14 protein-coding genes and 1 pseudogene are annotated in these 17,616 nt (G+C 65.4%); 9 read left to right on the top strand and 6 right to left on the bottom strand.

All coding sequences use genetic code 11. The features are described from left to right. Positions 1 to 7: 7 nt before the first annotated feature. On the bottom strand, positions 8 to 1,786 hold the full coding sequence (locus P9A17_RS00075) for an iron ABC transporter permease (protein WP_278036555.1): 1,779 nt from the start codon (positions 1,784 to 1,786) through the stop codon (positions 8 to 10). A 21-nt stretch (positions 1,787 to 1,807) separates the two neighbouring features. Beyond that, positions 1,808 to 2,953, bottom strand: a complete 1,146-nt coding sequence (locus P9A17_RS00070) for an extracellular solute-binding protein (protein WP_278036554.1) — start codon at positions 2,951 to 2,953, stop codon at positions 1,808 to 1,810. 301 nt (positions 2,954 to 3,254) lie between these two features. Here P9A17_RS00070 and P9A17_RS00065 point away from each other — a divergent pair, with 301 nt between their 5' ends. Genes P9A17_RS00065 through P9A17_RS00055 form a run of 3 tightly spaced genes read left to right on the top strand, consistent with a single transcriptional unit; the run spans position 3,255 to position 7,625 of the window. Next, the gene (locus P9A17_RS00065; RefSeq protein ID WP_278036553.1) at positions 3,255 to 4,181 is read left to right on the top strand and encodes a GntR family transcriptional regulator; all 927 of its coding nucleotides are present in this window, start codon (positions 3,255 to 3,257) and stop codon (positions 4,179 to 4,181) included. A gap of 43 nt (positions 4,182 to 4,224) precedes the next feature. Beyond that, on the top strand, positions 4,225 to 6,864 hold the full coding sequence (gene acnA / locus P9A17_RS00060; protein ID WP_278036552.1) for an aconitate hydratase AcnA: 2,640 nt from the start codon (positions 4,225 to 4,227) through the stop codon (positions 6,862 to 6,864). Then, positions 6,861 to 7,625, top strand: a complete 765-nt coding sequence (locus P9A17_RS00055; RefSeq protein WP_278036551.1) for a fumarylacetoacetate hydrolase family protein — start codon at positions 6,861 to 6,863, stop codon at positions 7,623 to 7,625. Before acnA ends, P9A17_RS00055 begins: the two co-directional genes overlap by 4 nt. Here P9A17_RS00055 and P9A17_RS00050 read toward each other — a convergent pair. Next, a complete protein-coding gene (locus P9A17_RS00050) occupies positions 7,622 to 8,299 on the bottom strand; it encodes a DUF998 domain-containing protein (RefSeq protein ID WP_278036550.1) in 678 nt (225 codons plus the stop codon). The genes P9A17_RS00055 and P9A17_RS00050 overlap by 4 nt on opposite strands. A 93-nt stretch (positions 8,300 to 8,392) precedes the next feature. Here P9A17_RS00050 and P9A17_RS00045 point away from each other — a divergent pair, with 93 nt between their 5' ends. The 4 genes from P9A17_RS00045 (at position 8,393) to abc-f (ending at position 12,026) form a co-directional block, all read left to right on the top strand. Then, positions 8,393 to 9,016, top strand: coding sequence for a TetR/AcrR family transcriptional regulator (locus P9A17_RS00045; RefSeq protein ID WP_278036549.1), 624 nt, complete (start codon positions 8,393 to 8,395; stop codon positions 9,014 to 9,016). 110 nt (positions 9,017 to 9,126) lie between these two features. Then, positions 9,127 to 9,813, top strand: a complete 687-nt coding sequence (locus P9A17_RS00040) for a hypothetical protein (RefSeq protein WP_278036548.1) — start codon at positions 9,127 to 9,129, stop codon at positions 9,811 to 9,813. Between the two features lie 118 nt (positions 9,814 to 9,931). Continuing rightward, complete coding sequence (locus P9A17_RS00035; protein WP_278036547.1) at positions 9,932 to 10,366, top strand: hypothetical protein; 435 nt, start codon at positions 9,932 to 9,934, stop codon at positions 10,364 to 10,366. A 22-nt stretch (positions 10,367 to 10,388) separates the two neighbouring features. Next, complete coding sequence (gene abc-f, locus P9A17_RS00030) at positions 10,389 to 12,026, top strand: ribosomal protection-like ABC-F family protein (RefSeq protein ID WP_278036546.1); 1,638 nt, start codon at positions 10,389 to 10,391, stop codon at positions 12,024 to 12,026. Here the strand turns inward: abc-f and P9A17_RS00025 are convergent. Genes P9A17_RS00025 through P9A17_RS00015 form a run of 3 tightly spaced genes read right to left on the bottom strand, consistent with a single transcriptional unit; the run spans position 12,013 to position 15,101 of the window. Then, complete coding sequence (locus P9A17_RS00025) at positions 12,013 to 12,924, bottom strand: alpha/beta hydrolase (protein ID WP_278036545.1); 912 nt, start codon at positions 12,922 to 12,924, stop codon at positions 12,013 to 12,015. The two genes, abc-f and P9A17_RS00025, sit on opposite strands and share 14 nt — an antisense overlap. A 28-nt stretch (positions 12,925 to 12,952) precedes the next feature. Beyond that, entirely contained in the window at positions 12,953 to 14,179 is a 1,227-nt protein-coding gene (locus tag P9A17_RS00020; RefSeq protein ID WP_278036544.1) for an SRPBCC family protein, read from the bottom strand. Between the two features lie 4 nt (positions 14,180 to 14,183). Then, positions 14,184 to 15,101: a metal-dependent hydrolase gene (locus P9A17_RS00015; RefSeq protein WP_278036543.1), complete on the bottom strand. Its 918-nt coding sequence runs from the start codon at positions 15,099 to 15,101 to the stop codon at positions 14,184 to 14,186. A gap of 70 nt (positions 15,102 to 15,171) precedes the next feature. Between P9A17_RS00015 and P9A17_RS00010 the strand changes: the two genes are divergently transcribed. Together P9A17_RS00010 and P9A17_RS33230 are read left to right on the top strand one after the other, a co-directional pair. Beyond that, a complete protein-coding gene (locus tag P9A17_RS00010; protein ID WP_278036542.1) occupies positions 15,172 to 17,136 on the top strand; it encodes an NAD(P)/FAD-dependent oxidoreductase in 1,965 nt (654 codons plus the stop codon). A gap of 40 nt (positions 17,137 to 17,176) precedes the next feature. Next, positions 17,177 to 17,503 (top strand): annotated as a pseudogene (locus P9A17_RS33230) (DUF222 domain-containing protein); the annotation flags it as partial. Between the last annotated feature and the right edge of the window lie 113 nt (positions 17,504 to 17,616).

The following is a 17,616-nucleotide window of genomic DNA, read 5'->3' as shown; positions in this document are numbered from 1 at the left end:
GCGCAGGTTAGGCATTCGAGGTGTGACCTTTCAGGAGGCGGGTGGCAATCGAGACGAAGACGATGGTGATGAGGATCTGCACGGTGGCCAGCGCGGCGACGGAACCGGCATTGCCCTCCGCCCACAGCTGCAGCGCCGTGGTTCCGATGACGTTGGTTTGAGAGTTGGCCAGGAACACCGCGGGCGAGTACTCCTTGATCATCGTGACGAAGACGAGGATGAAGGCGCCGGCGAAGGCGGGCAGGATCAGCTTGCCCAGCACCCGGGTGAAGGTGCGGAACCAGTCGGCTCCGGTGACTCGGGCGGCGTTGTCGAGCTCTTCGCCGATCTGCATGAGCAGCGGTGAGATGTTGCCGTAGGCGGTGGGCAGTGCCCGTAAACCGAAGGCGATCACCAGGATCCAGATCGTCCCGGACAGCAGACCGGACAGCCAGCCGGGCGAGTACGCCAGCGCCCAGAAGAAGCCGATACCGACGATGAGGCCGGGCATGGCCTGTGGGGCGAGCGAGAGGTACTCGACCATCTTGTTGAACCGCATGTCGGATCGTCGGGCGACCAGTACCGCCAGCACGGCCAGCACGCTGATCACCACCGCGCCGACGAGTGCGATGACGATGCTGTTGACGATCGACATGTAGTAGGAGGTGTAGCTGAAGATCGGCCGGTAATTCTCGAAGGTCAGCGTCGAGAACGGGGACTTCAGCGGCGTCAGGACGAGCGTGAACGAGCGGAAGATCAACGCGCCCAGGGGAAGCAGGGCTCCGATGACCAGGTAGACGAAGATGAAGGCTACGGAGATCCACTTGATCCAGCCCAGGTCGAACACGCGGGGGCGGGTGGCCTTGCCGCGGACCGACACGAAGCGCTGCGAGTTCTTGAGCAGCTTCGACTGCATGGCGACGAGCGCGACGGTGACGAGCAGGATCAGCACCGAGGCCGCGCCCAGGACGCCGTAGTCGGGGTCGATCGATTGAAGTCCGTTGGTGTACAGGAACGTCGAGAACACCGTGATGTCTGCAGGCATGCCGTAGAGCAGGGGCACCGAGAGGGTCTCGATCGACATCGAGATGATCAGCACCGAGCTGTACACGATCGGCGGCCTCAGCATCGGGATGACGACCGACCACAGGATCCGCACCGGACCCGCACCGCAGACCTGTGCGGCGGACTCCAGTGAGTTGTCCGACTGATTGAGGGCGCCGACGCAGAAGGTGAACGCGATGGGCGCGAGCGCGACGGCTTCCGTCAGCGCCATTCCGGGAATGGAGTACAGGTTCCAGGGGATGAAGCCGAGTAGTTCACGGGCTTGCACACTCACGAAACCGCCGGGCCCGTAGAGAATGATCCAGCCGAACCCGAGCAGCAGGGAAGAGATGTAGAACGGCCACTTCATCGAACCGGCGACGAGCCGTCCGAGGGGCAGCTTCGTGCGGGTGACGACGATGGCCATCGGGACCGCGAACAGCTGGGCGAGGATCACGGTCAAGCCGGCGAAGAGCACGGTGTTGACGATGACGTCACCGAACCCGGCTTCGGTGAAGAGTCGCGAGTAGTTGTCGAGCGTGAACAGTCCGCCGAGTTCGTAGAGCGGCCGGTCCATCACGGACTGGTAGATGGTCGGCACGACCGGCGCCAGGACGAACACTGCGAGGATCGCGAGGACGGCGTACTGAATCAGGCTGTCGCGGCCGATGTTCCGGAATCGGCGATAGCGGGGGCTGCCGAGTTCTCCTGGCGTGGGCCGGACGAACGGCGACGAGACGTCTGGTGGAGTCGCAAGGGTCATGGTGATGTGTCGCTTTCAGGTTCAGCCGGCTTGCAGGGATTGCCAGCGCTCGGAGAAGGCGTCGATCTCCTCGTCGGTGGCCTTGGTGTACGGGACGAAGATCGTGTTGTCGATGCCGACGGACTCGACGACCTCGGAGTACGTCGCCACGCCATCTTCAGCGCGGCTCACACCGTCGCGGTATGCGGTGAGGCCGCCTTCGGAGACCGCTTTCTGTCCGTCTTCGGACATGACGAAGTCGAGGAACAGTTTCGCGGTGGCTTCGTGGGGTGCGCCATTGGCGATGCCGACACCGCGGCGCAACAACGGCGTTCCGTCGCTGGGGAAGACAGCCTTGATCAGGCCGCCTGTGCGCACTTCGGCGGTCAAGGCCGGTGAGCCCATGAAGAAGCCGACGGTGTACTCCCCCGAGGTGACCTTCTCGACCATTCCGCCCGTCGAGGTCTCGTTTTTGGAGAACGGCAGGATTTTGCCCAACTCAGCCCACGCCACGTCGGGGTCGTTCTCGACGAACGCGCGCGTCACCGTGAACCCGAAGGCGCCCTTGGGGTTTCGCACGGCGATCTGGCCGTTGAAATCTTCGGGGTGTTCGGTGACCTTGGCGGCCAGGTCGGCGATGCTCGTCGGTGCCTCGTCTTCGGGCACCAGCGCGGTGTTGTAGACCATCGAAATCGGGTCGACCGACAGTGTGTAGACGTTCGGCATCGGCTGCGCGAAGTCCGGAAGACGGCCCAGTTCTGGCGACGTGTAGGTGACCAACGTGTCGGACCGGTCGGCGAAGTCGGCCCACGCGTCGGCCGCATTGCTGACCACGATGTCGGCCGAGTCCTGGCCGATCGCCTGTTCCGACAGCACGCGCTGGAACACCTCGTCGGAGTCCAGGTTGGTCGCGTTGATGCTGCCGACCCACGGGAACTTGTCCTGGAAAGCGTCGATGATTGGGGCCCAGCTCTGTTGGTCGGTGTTGGAGTAGATCGTCAGGGATCCACCCTCGCCTTTGGACGCCTCGACCAGCGCCGCATAGTCCGCCGGGTAGTAGTCGGGCAGTTCCGGCTGGACGTCGGAGTAGTCGGTGACGGCTCCGCATGATGTCAGCGCGAGCGCCGCGGCAGCTGCGGCGAGTACCGCAACCGGCTTCGACCGGCGTCGCATGGAGTTGGTGAACACGATCGCGATGACCTTCCTGCTCTGAGACGCATCGCCGCTTTGAGACCCTTGATGTGAACTGGCTCACGATGTGGCGCTGTTACGCAGTGTGCTCCAAAATTGGTCGCCCTGTCAACCGGTTGACCTCCAGCGCCGCGCGGTCGTTGTTTGTACTGTTATGCGAACTAGTACAATATGGGCTGCATCACATCCGATGTCAAGGCCGTCTGCTGGACACGCACTTTCAGCCCGTCAGAGCCGTCGCGATCGCTTGTACCATCGGCGCTCGAAGTGCAAAACTCCCGACGGGCTCGGAGGTGCCATGCCCCCCAACAGCGCAAAGAGCAGCGGATTGCTGTCCACGCGCGTGTCTCCGACGGCCATGGCCGCCCGGGTCGTCGACCTCATCCGCGCCCACGGTCTCGACGAGGGGGCGCATCTCACCGAGCAGTGGGTTGCCGACGAACTCGATATCTCGCGTACGCCTGCGCGTCGGGCGCTGACGTACCTAACGGACATCGGACTCGTCGAGCGGACACCGCGACGTGGCTTTCACCTCGCGATGCCCGCCACCGAGTTGGCCCGGGCGGCGCTGCACACCGAGGATGACGCCGACGAGCAGCTCTACTTCCGCATCATCGACGACCACCTCGGCGGGCGGTTCGTCGACGACTTCACCACCACCGACCTGTGTCAGCGGTACGGGCTCACCAGCCGCCAGGCCAGTCTCGTGCTGGCCCGCATGGAATCCGAGGACCTGATCCGCCGTCGAGCTGCCCGCGGCTGGGAGTTCGTGCGAACGCTGTCGACCAACGAGGCCCACGACCAGAGCTACCGCTTCCGCCTGATCATCGAACCCGCCGGGTTGCGCGAACCCACCTTCACGATCGACCAGGCCGCATTCGACGTGCACAGGCGCCAGCAGGAGTCCCTGCTGCATGGAAACGCCATATTGCTCTCGCGCAGTGAGCTTTTCCGGTACAACGCCACGTTCCACGAAATGATCGCGGAGTGCTCGGGGAACGCCTACCTCGCCGACGCCGTACGCCGCATCAACCGCATGCGTCGCATGATCGAGTACAACCACCAGGCCGATCGGTCTCGTCTTGTGACGCAGGCGTCCGAGCATCTGCAGCTGCTCGATCTCCTCGAAGGCGGGGACACCGAGGCTGCTGCGACATTCATGTACTCCCACCTCGACGTCGTCCGCGAGCTGAAAACCGGGATCCCGCACGATCCACACAGCTGATCCACTCTTGTACTTATTCGCCAATTAGTACAAACTGGACGTCATGTACGCGGTGGTCGTTGACGGCACCTATGCCGATTTATCGGTCGACGGCGAACGCTTCCGCTATCTGCCGCTGGACCGCGTGTTGTCCGCGGGCGAACTCGCGACCACGCCGTACTCGATCCGCGTACTGGTCGAGAACATCGCGAGGTGCTCGCCGGGATCGTTGCCCGCCCTCGTGGCGACGTTGCGCGGTGACAACACCTCGTGCGAAGTTCCGCTACACCCGAACCGAATCATGTTGCACGACACCACATGTCTCCCCGCCCTCGCCGACTTCGCCGGGATGCGCGACGCGGTCGCCGACCTCGGCGGCGACCCCGCGGCACTGCAGCCGGCGATTCCGGTCGATCTCACCGTCGACCACTCGGTGATCGCCGAACACTATGGCCGTCCGGACGCCGTCGAACTGAACCTGGCGGTGGACTTCCGTCGCAACGAGGAGCGCTATCGCTTCGTCAAGTGGGCCGAGAACACACTCGACGGCTTCGGCGTCATTCCGCCCGGCACCGGGATCATCCATCAGGTCAACATGGAATCTCTGGCCACCGCGGTGTGGATCGACTCGACGACAGAGCCCGCCACACTGCACCCAGACACGCTGGTGGCGACCGACAGCCACACCCCGATGATCAATTCGATCGGCATCCTCGGATGGGGTGTCGGCGGACTCCAGGGCCAGGCCGCCATGCTCGGCGAACCCGTGACGATTGCCTATCCCACCGTGGTGGGCGTCGAACTCACTGGACGGTTGCGACCCGGCGTCACGGGCACCGACCTCGCGCTGACGTTGACCGCGATGCTGCGCGCACACGGTGTGGTCGATAAGTTCGTCGAGTTCCATGGTGCCGGGGCCCGTGCGCTCGGATGGGCTGACCGGGCCGCGATCTCGAACATGGCGCCTGAATACGGTGCCACCGTCGCATTGTTCCCGTCCGACGACGAGTCGATGCGCTTTCTGGCCGCGACGGGCCGTACGCCGCAGCACTGCCGTCTGGTGCGCGAGTACCTGACGACGAATCACCTTTTCTGTCACGAGGATTCACCAACACCGCGGTATACCGAGAAGCTCACGCTCGACCTCGCCACCGTGCAGACGACCTTGGCTGGCCCGACGATGCCACACCAACGGGTGCCGTTGGCCGATGTCGCCGAATCGTTCCGGGCCGCCGTCGAGACGGCGACTCCTGCCGGCGACGACGACCCCGTCTTCGGGGAACCTGTGCCCGCCGGCGCCGTCGCGGTCGCCGCCATCACGAGTTGCACCAACACCGCCAACCCTGCCCTGATGATCGCTGCCGGACTGATGGCCCGCAACGCCACCAGGCGCGGATTGACCGTCAAGCCGTGGGTGAAGACGACACTGTCCCCCGGATCACGGGTGGTCACCGAATATCTCTCGAACGCAAGCCTTCTCGACGACCTGGGTGCCCTCGGCTTCACCACCGTCGGATACGGGTGTATGACCTGCATCGGCAACTCCGGGCCGCTGCATCCGCGGATGGAGGAGCTGGTCGCCCAGGGCTACACCCCGGCTGCGGTGCTGTCCGGCAACCGCAATTTTCCGGGCCGGGTACACCCTCGACTTCAGTACGGGTATCTGGCATCGCCGCCACTGGTGGTCGCCTATGCGTTGGCTGGCAACGTTTTACACGACTTCGAGAGCGACCCGCTGGGGCACGACCCACAGGGCCGGCCGGTCCACCTCGCCGACATCTGGCCTTCCGATGCCGATATCGCCCAATGCGCGTCGGAGTTCCTGCAGCCCGAGATGTTCGCGAAGAACACCCGAGAAATCCGGCAAGGCACCCCCGCCTGGCACGAACTGAATGGTCAGCAGACGCTTCGTTATCGCTGGTCGCCGGACAGCACGTACATCCGGCGGCCGTCCTACCTTGAGGATGTCAGCCGCACCGCCCCGGATGTGCCTGCCGTGATGGCGACACGGGCGATCCTGCGCCTCGGGGACAACGTCACCACCGACCACATCTCCCCCGCAGGCGCCATCCCCCGCGACAGCGCCGCGGCCGACTACCTGCGCAGCGCTGGCGTCGAACCCCGAGACTTCAATCAATACTCGACGCGGCGAAGCAATTTCGAGGTGATGGTGCGTGGGGCCTTTACGAACGCTGCGGTGCGAAACCAGCTGTTGCCGCCCGGTCAAGGTGGCTCAGGTGCGTGGGCTCACACCGCGGACCGCACGCGGGTGCTGCCGATCTATGACGCCGCGGCGACCTACGGCGACACACCGCTGGTCATCGTCGCGGGAGACAACTACGGAGCGGGCTCGAGTCGCGACTGGGCCGCGAAAGCCCCTGCGCTGCTCGGCGTGCGCGCGATCATCGCCGGCTCCTACGAGCGCATCCACCGCAGCAACCTGATCGGCATGGGCATCTATCCGCTGCAGTTCGACTCCGGCGATCCCGTGCCGCCACTTGACGGGTCGGAGACGCTGAACCTGCGCGGCCTCGACCGGATCACCGTGGGACTCAATCCCGTCGGGCTCGAGATCTTCGGCACCGGCGGCCGCAGGAACACCATCGACCTGCACATCCGTATCGACACCGACAACGAAATCGAATATCTGCACCATGGCGGCACGCTGCCCTACGTGATCCGCAATGTCGTGGGCCGCGGATGAGGTACGGCCGTGCGGCGATCGACGACATCATCCACTGGTGCGTGGTCGGTGATGATTCGGTCCAGGTACTGGTCGGCAGCCCGTTCGACTGCCCCCGCGGTGGAGCCGAATACGGACTGGCCGAGATCCGGCTGCTCCCACCTGTCACGCCGTCCAAGATCTTCTGCCTCGGGCGGAATTACGCAGCGCACCGTTCGGAGATGGGGTACGGACACAACGGCCGCCCGTCGGTGTTCATGAAAGGGCTGACGACCATCGTCGGCAGCGGCGACAACATCGTGTTGCCGCCGCAGGAGTTGAGCACCCACGTCGAGCACGAGGCCGAACTCGCCGTCGTGATCGGTCGCACGGCACGAGCGGTGTCCGCCGATGACGCTCTCGACTATGTCTTCGGCTACACCTGCGCCAACGACGTCAGCGCCCGCGATCTGCAACGCAGCGACCCGCACCCCACCCGCGCCAAGGGCTTCGACACGTTCTGCCCGATCGGACCGTGGATCGAGACCGATGTCGACCCCGGCTCCGGAATCACGCTGCGCTGCAGCGTGAATGGAGAGCTTCGCCAGCACGCCTCGACCACCGAGATGACGTACGGCATCCCGTTCCTCATCGAGTACCTGTCCGGCTTCGCCACGCTGCTGCCCGGCGACGTGATCCTCACCGGGTCGCCCGGTGGCAGCGCCAGGATCCACGACGGCGACCGCATCGTGATCGAGATCGACGGTGTCGGCGCGCTCGTCAACGGGGTCGTTGCGGGTTAGCGGCCGGCCTCGCCCAGCGGGTGTGGAGACCACTGGTAGATCTGTATGGACGCTGTCGCGAGCCAGATCCACTCGCACAGAACAGCAAGCCAGATCAACGCGATGCCGGTGGGGTGCTGCGCCAGGGCGACTCCCGCGGCGAACCCGCCGAGAATGCCGGCAGCCAGTACAGCACTCACGGCGGCACGCCCCGAACGCCCGCGGGTGCTGTTCCATCGCGCGTAGGCCGATGCCGCTACCACGATGGCGACGAACTGCACTGCGCCGCAGAGTAAGTGCAGAATCCCGCTCGTCGTCGGATCATCCGTCGCCGTGCCCGGCGGGAAATCGTTGACCGCGTCCGGCACGAAAACGGCGCCCGAGACCAAAGCCAGCCCCGCCGCGACAACCGGTGCACCGATCGCCAGGCCACGGCCACTGCGTATCGCCCGCAACATCCCGGTACCCGCGGCGATCACCATGATCCCGGTCAGGACGAAGTTGGCGCGCTGAATCCAGCCGGACTGGCCGAGCATCAGCTGCGACAGAGCGTGGCGGGTGAAGTCGAAGCCTGGCCGCGTCGATCCGAGGATGACCCCGACCAGGAGATAGAACGGGCCCGCGACGACGCCCCAGCCCAGCAGACTGCGGGTGACCGCAGCGCCGCGGTCGAGGGTCGGTCGCGTATTCGCCATCTCAACTCCTGCACTCACCAGTGCACTATTGCACTTGTGCGTACAGTAAGCAGTCGACAGCGGTTGTGCAACTACGAACGACGGAGAGGGTGCATGCCGGCCAGTGCCGAGGATCCCCGGGTGACGCGATCGCGGGAGCTGATCCTGACCGCTGCCGCGAGCATCTTCCTCGAGCTCGGATTCCAGGGTGTCTCGGTTGACCAGGTCGCCGAACGCGCGGGTATCGCCAAACGCACGATCTACAACCTGTACGGCGACAAGGAGACACTCTTTCGGGCGACGATCCTGCAGTCGATCTCGGTCGCCGAGGACTTCAGCGGAGAACTGGTCCGTCACGTGCGCGGCGTCGGCGACCCGTTGGCCGAACTTCCGGAGATCGCCGCCCGGCTCGCGGAATCAGTCCTCAGTGACAGGGTGCTGCCGCTGCGCCGACTGCTGGTGATGGAGTCCCACCGGTTCCCCGACCTGGTGACGGAGTATCGCCGGCGAGCGCCCGAAGCGGTGATGCATGCGTTGGCCGAGCTGTTCGACGACCTCGTCCGCCAGGAACGTCTTCGCCCCGCGGACCCGCGGCTGCTGGCCGAGCATTTCGCGTTCCTCGCGTTCGGCGCTGATCTCGATCGCGGCATGTTCGCATCGCAGGACATTTCGCCATCGCAGATCCGCGACAGGGCCCTTGCCGGAGCGGAGGCGTTTCTGCGTGCCTACGCCGGGTAGTGAAACGACGGAACTTGCCTCGGTCGGGGGCCTTCGTAATAGTCGACCGAGCGGCTCCTGAAGTTCACCGCCACCGACGGCGATGCACCGACCCGGGACGAAGGATGTTGATGCGAATCCGATCCATGCTCGCCGGCGCGGCAGCCGCGCTCGCCGCGTTCACCTTCAGCCAGGCGCCGGCCGCCCAGGCTCTCGGCGAATATCCGGTCGCAAGTCCCGGAGCATTCCTGGTCAGCACCGTTCTCGCGCCCAATGGGCAGCCCTTCCAGTGCACCTCGGGTTTCACCGTGCGAACCCCCGCCGGATCTGCCGGCATGCTCACCGCCGGACACTGCCGCCGGGATCCGGTCAACGACACCGTGCTGCAGCGCACCCCGACAGGTGATCGCGTCATCGGGCGTTACGTGCGGTGGGAAGTGGTGCCCGGAGTGCACGACATCGGCCTGGTCGACCTCGCCGGGAGCTCGGTCCCGCTTGTGAGTGACGTCGACGCGATGCGGGTGTCCCGCGTCATGACCGCCGACGACCTCCGCCGCGAGCAGCCGCAGCTCTGCAAGTCCGGCGCGCGCACCGGACTGTCCTGCGGTCCGATCACCTCGATTACCGAGACCCAGGTGTCGTTCCGAGCGTGGGACGACCTCGGCGATTCGGGCGCGCCCGTGTACGCCCGGATGCCCGACGGCACCGTCGCCGCCGTGGCCATCCTGTACGCCCACAGCGACGACGTGTTCGGGCGCATCGTGCACGCGTCGCTGGTGGCCCCGATCATCAGCAAGTGGGGCCTTGGGCCGCTCTGACTGAGGGGAACCACCTTCACCTGCGGGGTAAGCAAATTGCTCACGCCGATTCCGCGATGCGGACCGTCGCCTCCGTGAGAGCATCGCGTTCTGGAGACGCTCTCACCGGGGAGACCGCATGATTCGTTCCTTCGCCGCCGGGTCGGCTGCACTCGCCGTACTCGGCGCGTGCCTGTCTGCTCCGCTGGCCGCCGCTGCCGGCGCCGATCAGACCATCCGGGTCATGGCTGGGCAGATCCGGTGTCTGATCAGTGCGGACTTCGAAGGCCAGGGCATTCCGATGGCGATCTGCGGGCGGACAGACGGCGTACCGTTCCAGACCTCGCCGGCGAAACTGAATCTTGCGGTCGTCGAGTCCACCGGCGAGATCTACTACGAGCAGGGAACGATCGCTCCGCCGCCATCCAGTGACGTCGTGCTGGGCGTGGGCCAGACCTCGAACATCAACGGCTGGACGATCAAGACCGAAGAGCTTCGCACCTTGATCTATTACGACATCGGCCGCCACGGAATGTCGGTGAAGCCGGTGGAAGTGCTGGCGATCTGGATCTGATCCGGGGTGCGACGATGGGCGCATGACCGCAACACTCGTCGCGAAGAACGTGGCGGGCGGTTTCGCCCACCGCACCCTCTTCGAAGGTGTCGACCTGACGGTGGCGCCGGGCGACGTGATCGGCGTGGTCGGCGTCAACGGTGCAGGCAAGAGCACGCTCCTGCGCATCCTCGCCGGTGATCTGGAGCCCCTCGACGGCTCGGTCAGCCTCGCGCCGGCCGACGCCTTCGTCGGCTGGTTGCCCCAGGAACACGAGCGGGTGGCCGGGGAGACCGTCGCCGCATACATCGCGCGCCGCACGGGATGCACCGCCGCGACGCAAGCCATGGAGTCCGCCGCCGAGACGTTGACCGATTCCTCCGCGAGCGCAGACGCGTACTCCGCCGCGTTGGATCACTGGCTAGCCACCGGCGCAGCAGATCTCGATGAGCGTCTGCCTGCGGTGCTGGCCGATCTCGGCTTGGATGCCGATGCGGCCCACGCACCGATGACGGCACTGTCGGGCGGGCAGGCGGCACGGGTGGGACTCGCAGCACTGGTGCTGTCACGCTTCGACATCGTCCTGCTCGACGAGCCGACCAACGATCTCGACCTGGACGGGCTCGCCCGGCTCGAGCAGTTCGTGCAGGATCTGCGCGGAGGCGTGGTGCTCGTCAGCCATGACCGAGAATTCCTGGCGCGCACGGTGACCCGGGTTCTCGAACTCGATCTGGCGCAGAACAGGACGACAGTGTTCGGCGGTGGCTACGACAGCTATCTCGAAGAGCGCGAGGTCAATCGCCGTCACCGTCGCGAGCAGTACGAGGAGTTCGCCGATAAGAAGGCCGATCTGGAGGCGCGCGCCCGCACTCAGCGGGAATGGTCCAGCCAGGGTGTGCGCAATGCGATGCGCAAGGCCCCCGACAATGACAAGAACCGGCGCCGGGCACAGACGGAGTCGAGCGAGAAGCAGGCGCAGAAGGTGCGGCAGATGGAAAGCCGGATCGCTCGCCTCGAGGAGGTCGAGGAGCCTCGCAAGGAGTGGACGCTGCAGTTCACCATCGGATCCGCGCCGAGATCGAGCTCGGTCGTGGCGACGCTGGCCAATGCTGTTGTGCAGCAGGGCGATTTCGTCCTGGGACCGGTGTCCCTTCAGGTCGACGCGGGTGAACGGGTCGGCATCACCGGCCCGAACGGCGCGGGCAAGTCGACACTGCTGCGCCTGCTTCTCGGCCGTCAGCTTCCCGATTCGGGCCGCGCGAGCCTCGGCGCCAACGTCGCGATCGGTGAAATCGACCAGGCCCGAGCCTATTTCACTGGTTCCGAGCGGCTCGTCGACCGGTTCGAGCAGCGAGTGCCCGACTGGCCGACGGCGGACGTCCGCACATTGCTCGCGAAGTTCGGGTTGCGGGCCGACCATGTAGAACGAGCCGTGGATGATCTCTCACCGGGTGAGCGGACCCGCGCCGGGATGGCGCTGCTACAGGCGTGCGGCACCAACGTTCTGGTGCTCGACGAGCCGACCAATCACCTCGATCTTCCCGCGATCGAACAGCTGGAGCAGGCGCTCGACACCTACGACGGGGCCCTGCTGCTGGTCACGCACGACCGCCGCATGCTGGAGAACGTCCGGCTGGACCGCCGTTGGCTCGTGGACGGCGGGCACGTCACAGAGTTGTAGCACCGACGGCGGCGCGCAGCGCGCGGCACTGGCTGCTGAAGAACCGCTGTGACACAACGGCGTTCGGCGAGATCATGTCGAACGCGTGAAAGGCGCCGCCGGCGACGTGCACGTGCGCAGGGACACCCGCGGCCTGCAATCGAGCCGAGTAGGCCAGCGCCTCGTCATGGAAGAGATCGAGATCGCCGACACCCACCCACGCGGGTGCCAGTCCGCTGAGGTCGGTACGACGGGCCGGGACCGCGGTGGCGGGGTCGGCCGAACCGAGATACCAGCGCCAGGCGATCACGTTGTCGCGACCCGACCACATGACCCGAACCGCCGGGTCGTCGGCGCCCGTGCGGTCGTCGAGCATCGGGTAGACGAGCATCTGCAGGACCGGTGCCACGTCACCGCGGTCACGGGCCAGATACGCGAGGGCCGCCGCGAGTCCCCCGCCTGCGCTGGCACCGCCGATCGCGATGCGGGTGGGGTCGACCCACGGCTGCCGCGCCAGCCAGATCAGCGCCGCGTAACAGTCCTCCAGTGGTGTTGGGTAGGGATGCTCGGGTGCGAGCCGGTGATCGACGGCCACCACCGCAATGTCGGTGAAGTTCATCAACTTTCGGCAGAAACCGTCCTCCTGAGCCGCGGACCCCATCACCGTTCCGCCGCCGTGGATCCACAGCAGCGCGGGTCCGGGTTCTGAGAGCTCGGGCCGCTGGTGGAGACGAATCGCGACGTGGGGGTTGACGGTGACGGCATCCACCCGTGCCAGCCGTCCCGTCCTTCCAGCGAGGTTCATCAGTGCTCGCGGCAGCCTCAGCCCGCGGTGCAGCGCGTAGCCGCCGGGCAGGAGGCGGGCGAGTCGCCGGAGCTCGGGATCCACGCGTGCCAGCTCGCTCCCGAGTCTGGCCATCACGCAACCTCATTCGCCACGGAGATGCTCACGGTGTGATCGCGGCATCCCACTGTCGGTGTAGATGCTGGACGAGCGGTTCCGACCGGCCGAGTATCACGTTCTGTAAGCCGCTTTCGACGCCACGCTGGCATGCTTCGGCGGCCGGGAAGTCCTCGTCGCGCAGCACCGCGGTGGCACCGTCGAATCCCGCTCGCGCCAGCAGCCGGTCGTCGTCGGTCGCCATGGGTTGGAGCGCGCCGCCGATCATGTGGACGACGCACGACCCCGCATCATCTCCGGGATAGATTCGCAGCATCAGCGTAGAGACCGGCGACTCGACAAGAACGCAGCTCGGGAAGATCCCGTACACGACCGAGCCACTGAAACGCTCGGGCCAGTCATGCTCCGGGACATCGCGTAGATCTTCGATGTTGCGGAACGGGAAGGCCCACCGGCAATGAATGCCGTACACGTCGAACACCGAGTTGTTCGTGACGATCGGCGCGAGTGTGTCCTTGTGCAGGAACGGGAAATGGTATCCCTCGAAGTTGACGTCCACGGCGAGCTTCCAATTCGCGCGCAGCGCAAGGACTGTGCTCTGCGCATGGGCATAGCGGTCAAATCCGAAGCTTGTCAGGTCGTCGCGCGCGTCGTCGAGGAAGCCCTCCACCTCGACCGTGTCGTCGATGGCCACGACGATCAGGCCGGCCTGCTCGCTGACCGGAAGGGGCCGCAGTCTGAGTTCGGTGAGGTCGACCCCGTCGAACATCCGTCGGCCCGGAACCGTGGCCAGCCGTCCGCTGAGGTCATAGCTCCACGCGTGGTAGGGGCACGTGAATCGAGTGGCACGCCCGCAGCCCTGCGCCACTTGCGCGCCTCGATGCGCGCATACGTTCGCGAAAGCTCTTGCCCGACCGTCTTTGTCGCGGACCAGCAGTACCGGGGTGCCCATGACGTCCTTGGTGGTGAAGTCGCCTGCCTCCGGTATCTCTCCGGCCCACGCGATCACATGCGGCACGCGCCGCATCATCGCCCGGTCGGCGTCGTGGCGCTGTCTGCTCGTGAACACGTCGGCGGGCACCATTGCCACGCTGTCGCCGACGTCGAGGGTCTTGTCCGCGAGATGGTCGAGCACCCGCCGGGTCATCGATCGCACGAACGGCAGCTGCGCTGTGGCCGTCTCGGATGCCTTTCGGACCGGCGCCAAGACCTCGTCGATACCACCACCCGAATCGAACGAGAACGCAGGGACTTCCATGTGCTGGTCGGTCATCGGTCTACTCCTGTCCCGCCGAGTACCAGCGAGACACACTCCCGGGCTGGCGGTGAAACCGATCGAACCATCGGCTCGCGAAGGCCGGGAGGTGCTCGGTCGCCGGGTCGTGACCCGGCCCTTGCGAGCGTAGGAGGCCGACGACCATGGCGAGGAGTTCGCGTCTGGGCACACCGGCGTACGTCGCCGCTGCCGGACCGCACAGCCCACGCGCCGCACGCCGCGCTGCCTGTAATGCGCTCGGAGACAGACCCGTTGGGAGCAGCTCCGCAAAACTCCCGCCGTCCCCGGCTGGTACATGCATACGAAATCCCCGCGAGATGATGCCGAGGATCTCATCGAGATGTCTCACGACGCCGCCGATCGTTCTGAGCCGGTACAGATAACTGTCGTGCACGGCGTCGTAAACCTTGATAGCCGAACTGCGGTGCTCGATCTCCTCGACGAAGTGCCACAGGAACAGCGACGCGACCCTTTCGTCACCGGTGGCGAACAGCTTGTCCTCATGGTCGAGGAACACCTTGAAGTAGGGCGTGAACGTCGCTTCGATCACGGCGGTGTAACCCAGCCGCCACGCCAGCGGTCTGGTCGCGGTCAAGTGATCGAACGATGCCGTGACCTCGTCCATGGTGTCCCGCAGCCCGGGCCACCGCCGGGTCAGAGCGCGGATGTGGGCGGCGTGCGCAGCTGAGTGCTGGGCCTCCTGACGCAGATACGCCTCGGCTTCCTCGGCGATCTCGGGGTCGCGGATGAGTGGCAACCCCTCGCGGGTGGCATCGACGATGAACTTCTCGAACCCGGGAGCGAAGAACGAGATGAGGTTGCACTGCATCGCAAACGCCGGGCGCTGCGTGTTCCAGTTGAACGGCACGTCGTCCCCGCTGAAGTCGAAACGTACGCGGCGGACCTGAAGAGTTGTCATCGCGTCACCCCTGACATCGAGACTGGACACTCATTGTTATGTGTCCAGCCAAACGCTAGCATTACGACGCATGGGAGACAACGAGGTTCTCGGGGACGTGGCGCGCCGATTGGCCCCCGACGCACTCCTCGGACTGCCGTTCGACACCCCCGACGACGCCATCCGCACCGCGATCGCCGAAGCCAGCGTGCCCGCGTTGCTGATGTCGATGGTGCACATGACCAGCGATCTGTCCCTGCTCGACGAACTGCCCAGGCCGTTCATGCTCATCCCGATGGATCTCCAGGGCGGTATGAACGAGGCCGACAAGCAGACCGTCCGTGACCGTGCGTTCGACATCGTCCGTGAGTACCGGGACCGCGGTTGTCCGCCGCCGTTCATTCCCGACGCCGAACAGATGCGGTTCATGCTCGACGTGATGTCGGCCGGCCAGGTCACCGAGGACTACGTCGACTATGTCGCCGCCGACCTCAGGCTCTCCGACGCCGACGAAGCAGGCCCCCGGCTCGAATCGACCGTCGAGCAACGCAGCACGTTTCCGGTGGTGATCATCGGCTGCGGCGAAGCCGGGTTGCTGGCGGGAATCAAGTTGAAGCAGGCCGGAATTCCATTCACGATCGTCGACAAGCAGGATGGCGTCGGCGGCACGTGGCGCGCCAACCGCTATCCGGGTTGCCGCGTCGACATCGCCAACCAGTACTACGCCTACTCGTTCGAGCCCACCGACCACTGGACTCACTACTATTCCGAGCAGCCCGAGATTCTCGGCTACCTCGAAGATGTCATGGACCGACACGGCGTCGCCACCCACACGCGCTTCTCGACCGAAGTCACCTCGGCGACATGGGATGATGCGGAGTCGATCTGGCGTGTCGCCATCCGCCCCTCGGACGGCGCCGAAGAGGAACTGCACGCTCGGGCGCTGATCTGCGCAGTCGGTCAGTTCAGTACCCCGGTTATACCGGACATCAAGGGCGCCAAGGACTTCAGAGGACCGTCATTCCATACTGCGGACTGGCGCGACGAGGTGGAGCTGACCGGTAAGAAGGTAGCGGTGATCGGTGCCGGAGCCAGCGGCTTCCAGCTCGTCCCTGCCATCGCCGACCGCACGGAGCGGGTGGACGTCTATCAGCGCACACCGCAGTGGATGGCGCCGAACATTACGTATCACGACCCGATCCCCGACGGCGCGAGGTGGGCGATCCGCCACCTGCCCTACTACGGAAGGTGGTTGCGCTTCCTGTCGTGGTGGCCTCTCACCGACGCCGCCGAGGACAGGGTGATGGTCGACGCCGGATGGGACACCGGCGGGCTGTCGTGCGGTGAGGCGAACCACGCTGTCCGCGAGATGCTGATCGCGTGGATGCGGGTGTTCACCGACGACGACGACCTGTTGGCGAAGGTTATCCCCGACTACCCGCCGATGGGCAAAAGGATGTTGCAGGACAACGGAACCTGGCTCACGACGCTTCAGCGAGACGACGTCGAGCTCATCCGCGACGGTATCGCTGAGATCACCGCCGATGGTGTGACCACCAGCGATGGTGTGCACCGTCGCGCCGATATTCTGTTGTGGGCCACCGGTTTCGACGTCAATCATCAGCTGGGCCCCATCGACATTCGGGGACTGCACGGCCTCGCGCTCAACGATGCGTGGGGCGAGTCACCGTACGCCTACCTCGGCATCACCGTTCCGGACTTCCCCAACTTCTTCTGCATGTACGGGCCCGGCACCAACGCGGTCAACGGCGCGAGCATCATCTACAACTCGGAATGCCAGATGCGCTACATCCTCGGCTGTATCGACCTGATCATCGCCGGCCAGGTGCGGCGGGCGACGGTGCGCGCCGAGGTGTGCACCGACTACAACCGCCGGAACCAGGAACGGCTGAAGACGATGGTGTACACGCATCCGAAAGTAGTCAGCTACTACAAGAATTCGGCAGGCACCGTGCCCACGCTCTACGGCTTCCGCATCGCGGACTACTGGCGGTGGACCAACCGGCCCGATCCCGCTGATTACGAGATGCTCTGAACGTCAAGTCTCGGGGAGACCGTAATCTGTCGGTGGTCGAATGTATGTTCGAAGTATGTCGGGTGGCGAGCTGCAGGCCAAGGTTGCCGCGCTGCGTGCTGCATACGACGACGTGGCCGCTTGCGAAGTCGATCTGCTGACCCGCCACGAGTTGGTCGAGTCGTTGGATGAGCTCGAAACGCTGTGGTGCCAGTTGCCGTCGGTGAGTCACCGAATGTTGGCCCGGCTGCAGGTGGAGGCCACTCCGCAGCAGATGGGCGCCAAAACGTGGAAAGAAGTGCTGTCGGTGCGGTGGCGCATCTCCACTTCGGAGGCGCACCGCCGACTCTCGGAGGCAGCCTTGTTGGCGCCGCGCCAACCGGAGCTTGTCAAGATTTCTGTGTATGTGGCGGGTTTACAGGTAGGGGTTGATGCGGTCGGGGTAGTTGAGGGCGAGGGCTCCGAGTGCTTGTTTCCAGCCGTTGGTGCGGGCTCCTTCGA

The organism is Mycobacterium sp. 236(2023) (assembly GCF_029623955.1).
In the GTDB taxonomy this organism is placed as follows: Bacteria; Actinomycetota; Actinomycetes; order Mycobacteriales; family Mycobacteriaceae; genus Mycobacterium.
Note: the sequence above shows the minus strand (reverse complement) of the source record. Positions and strands in the feature narration are given on the sequence as shown.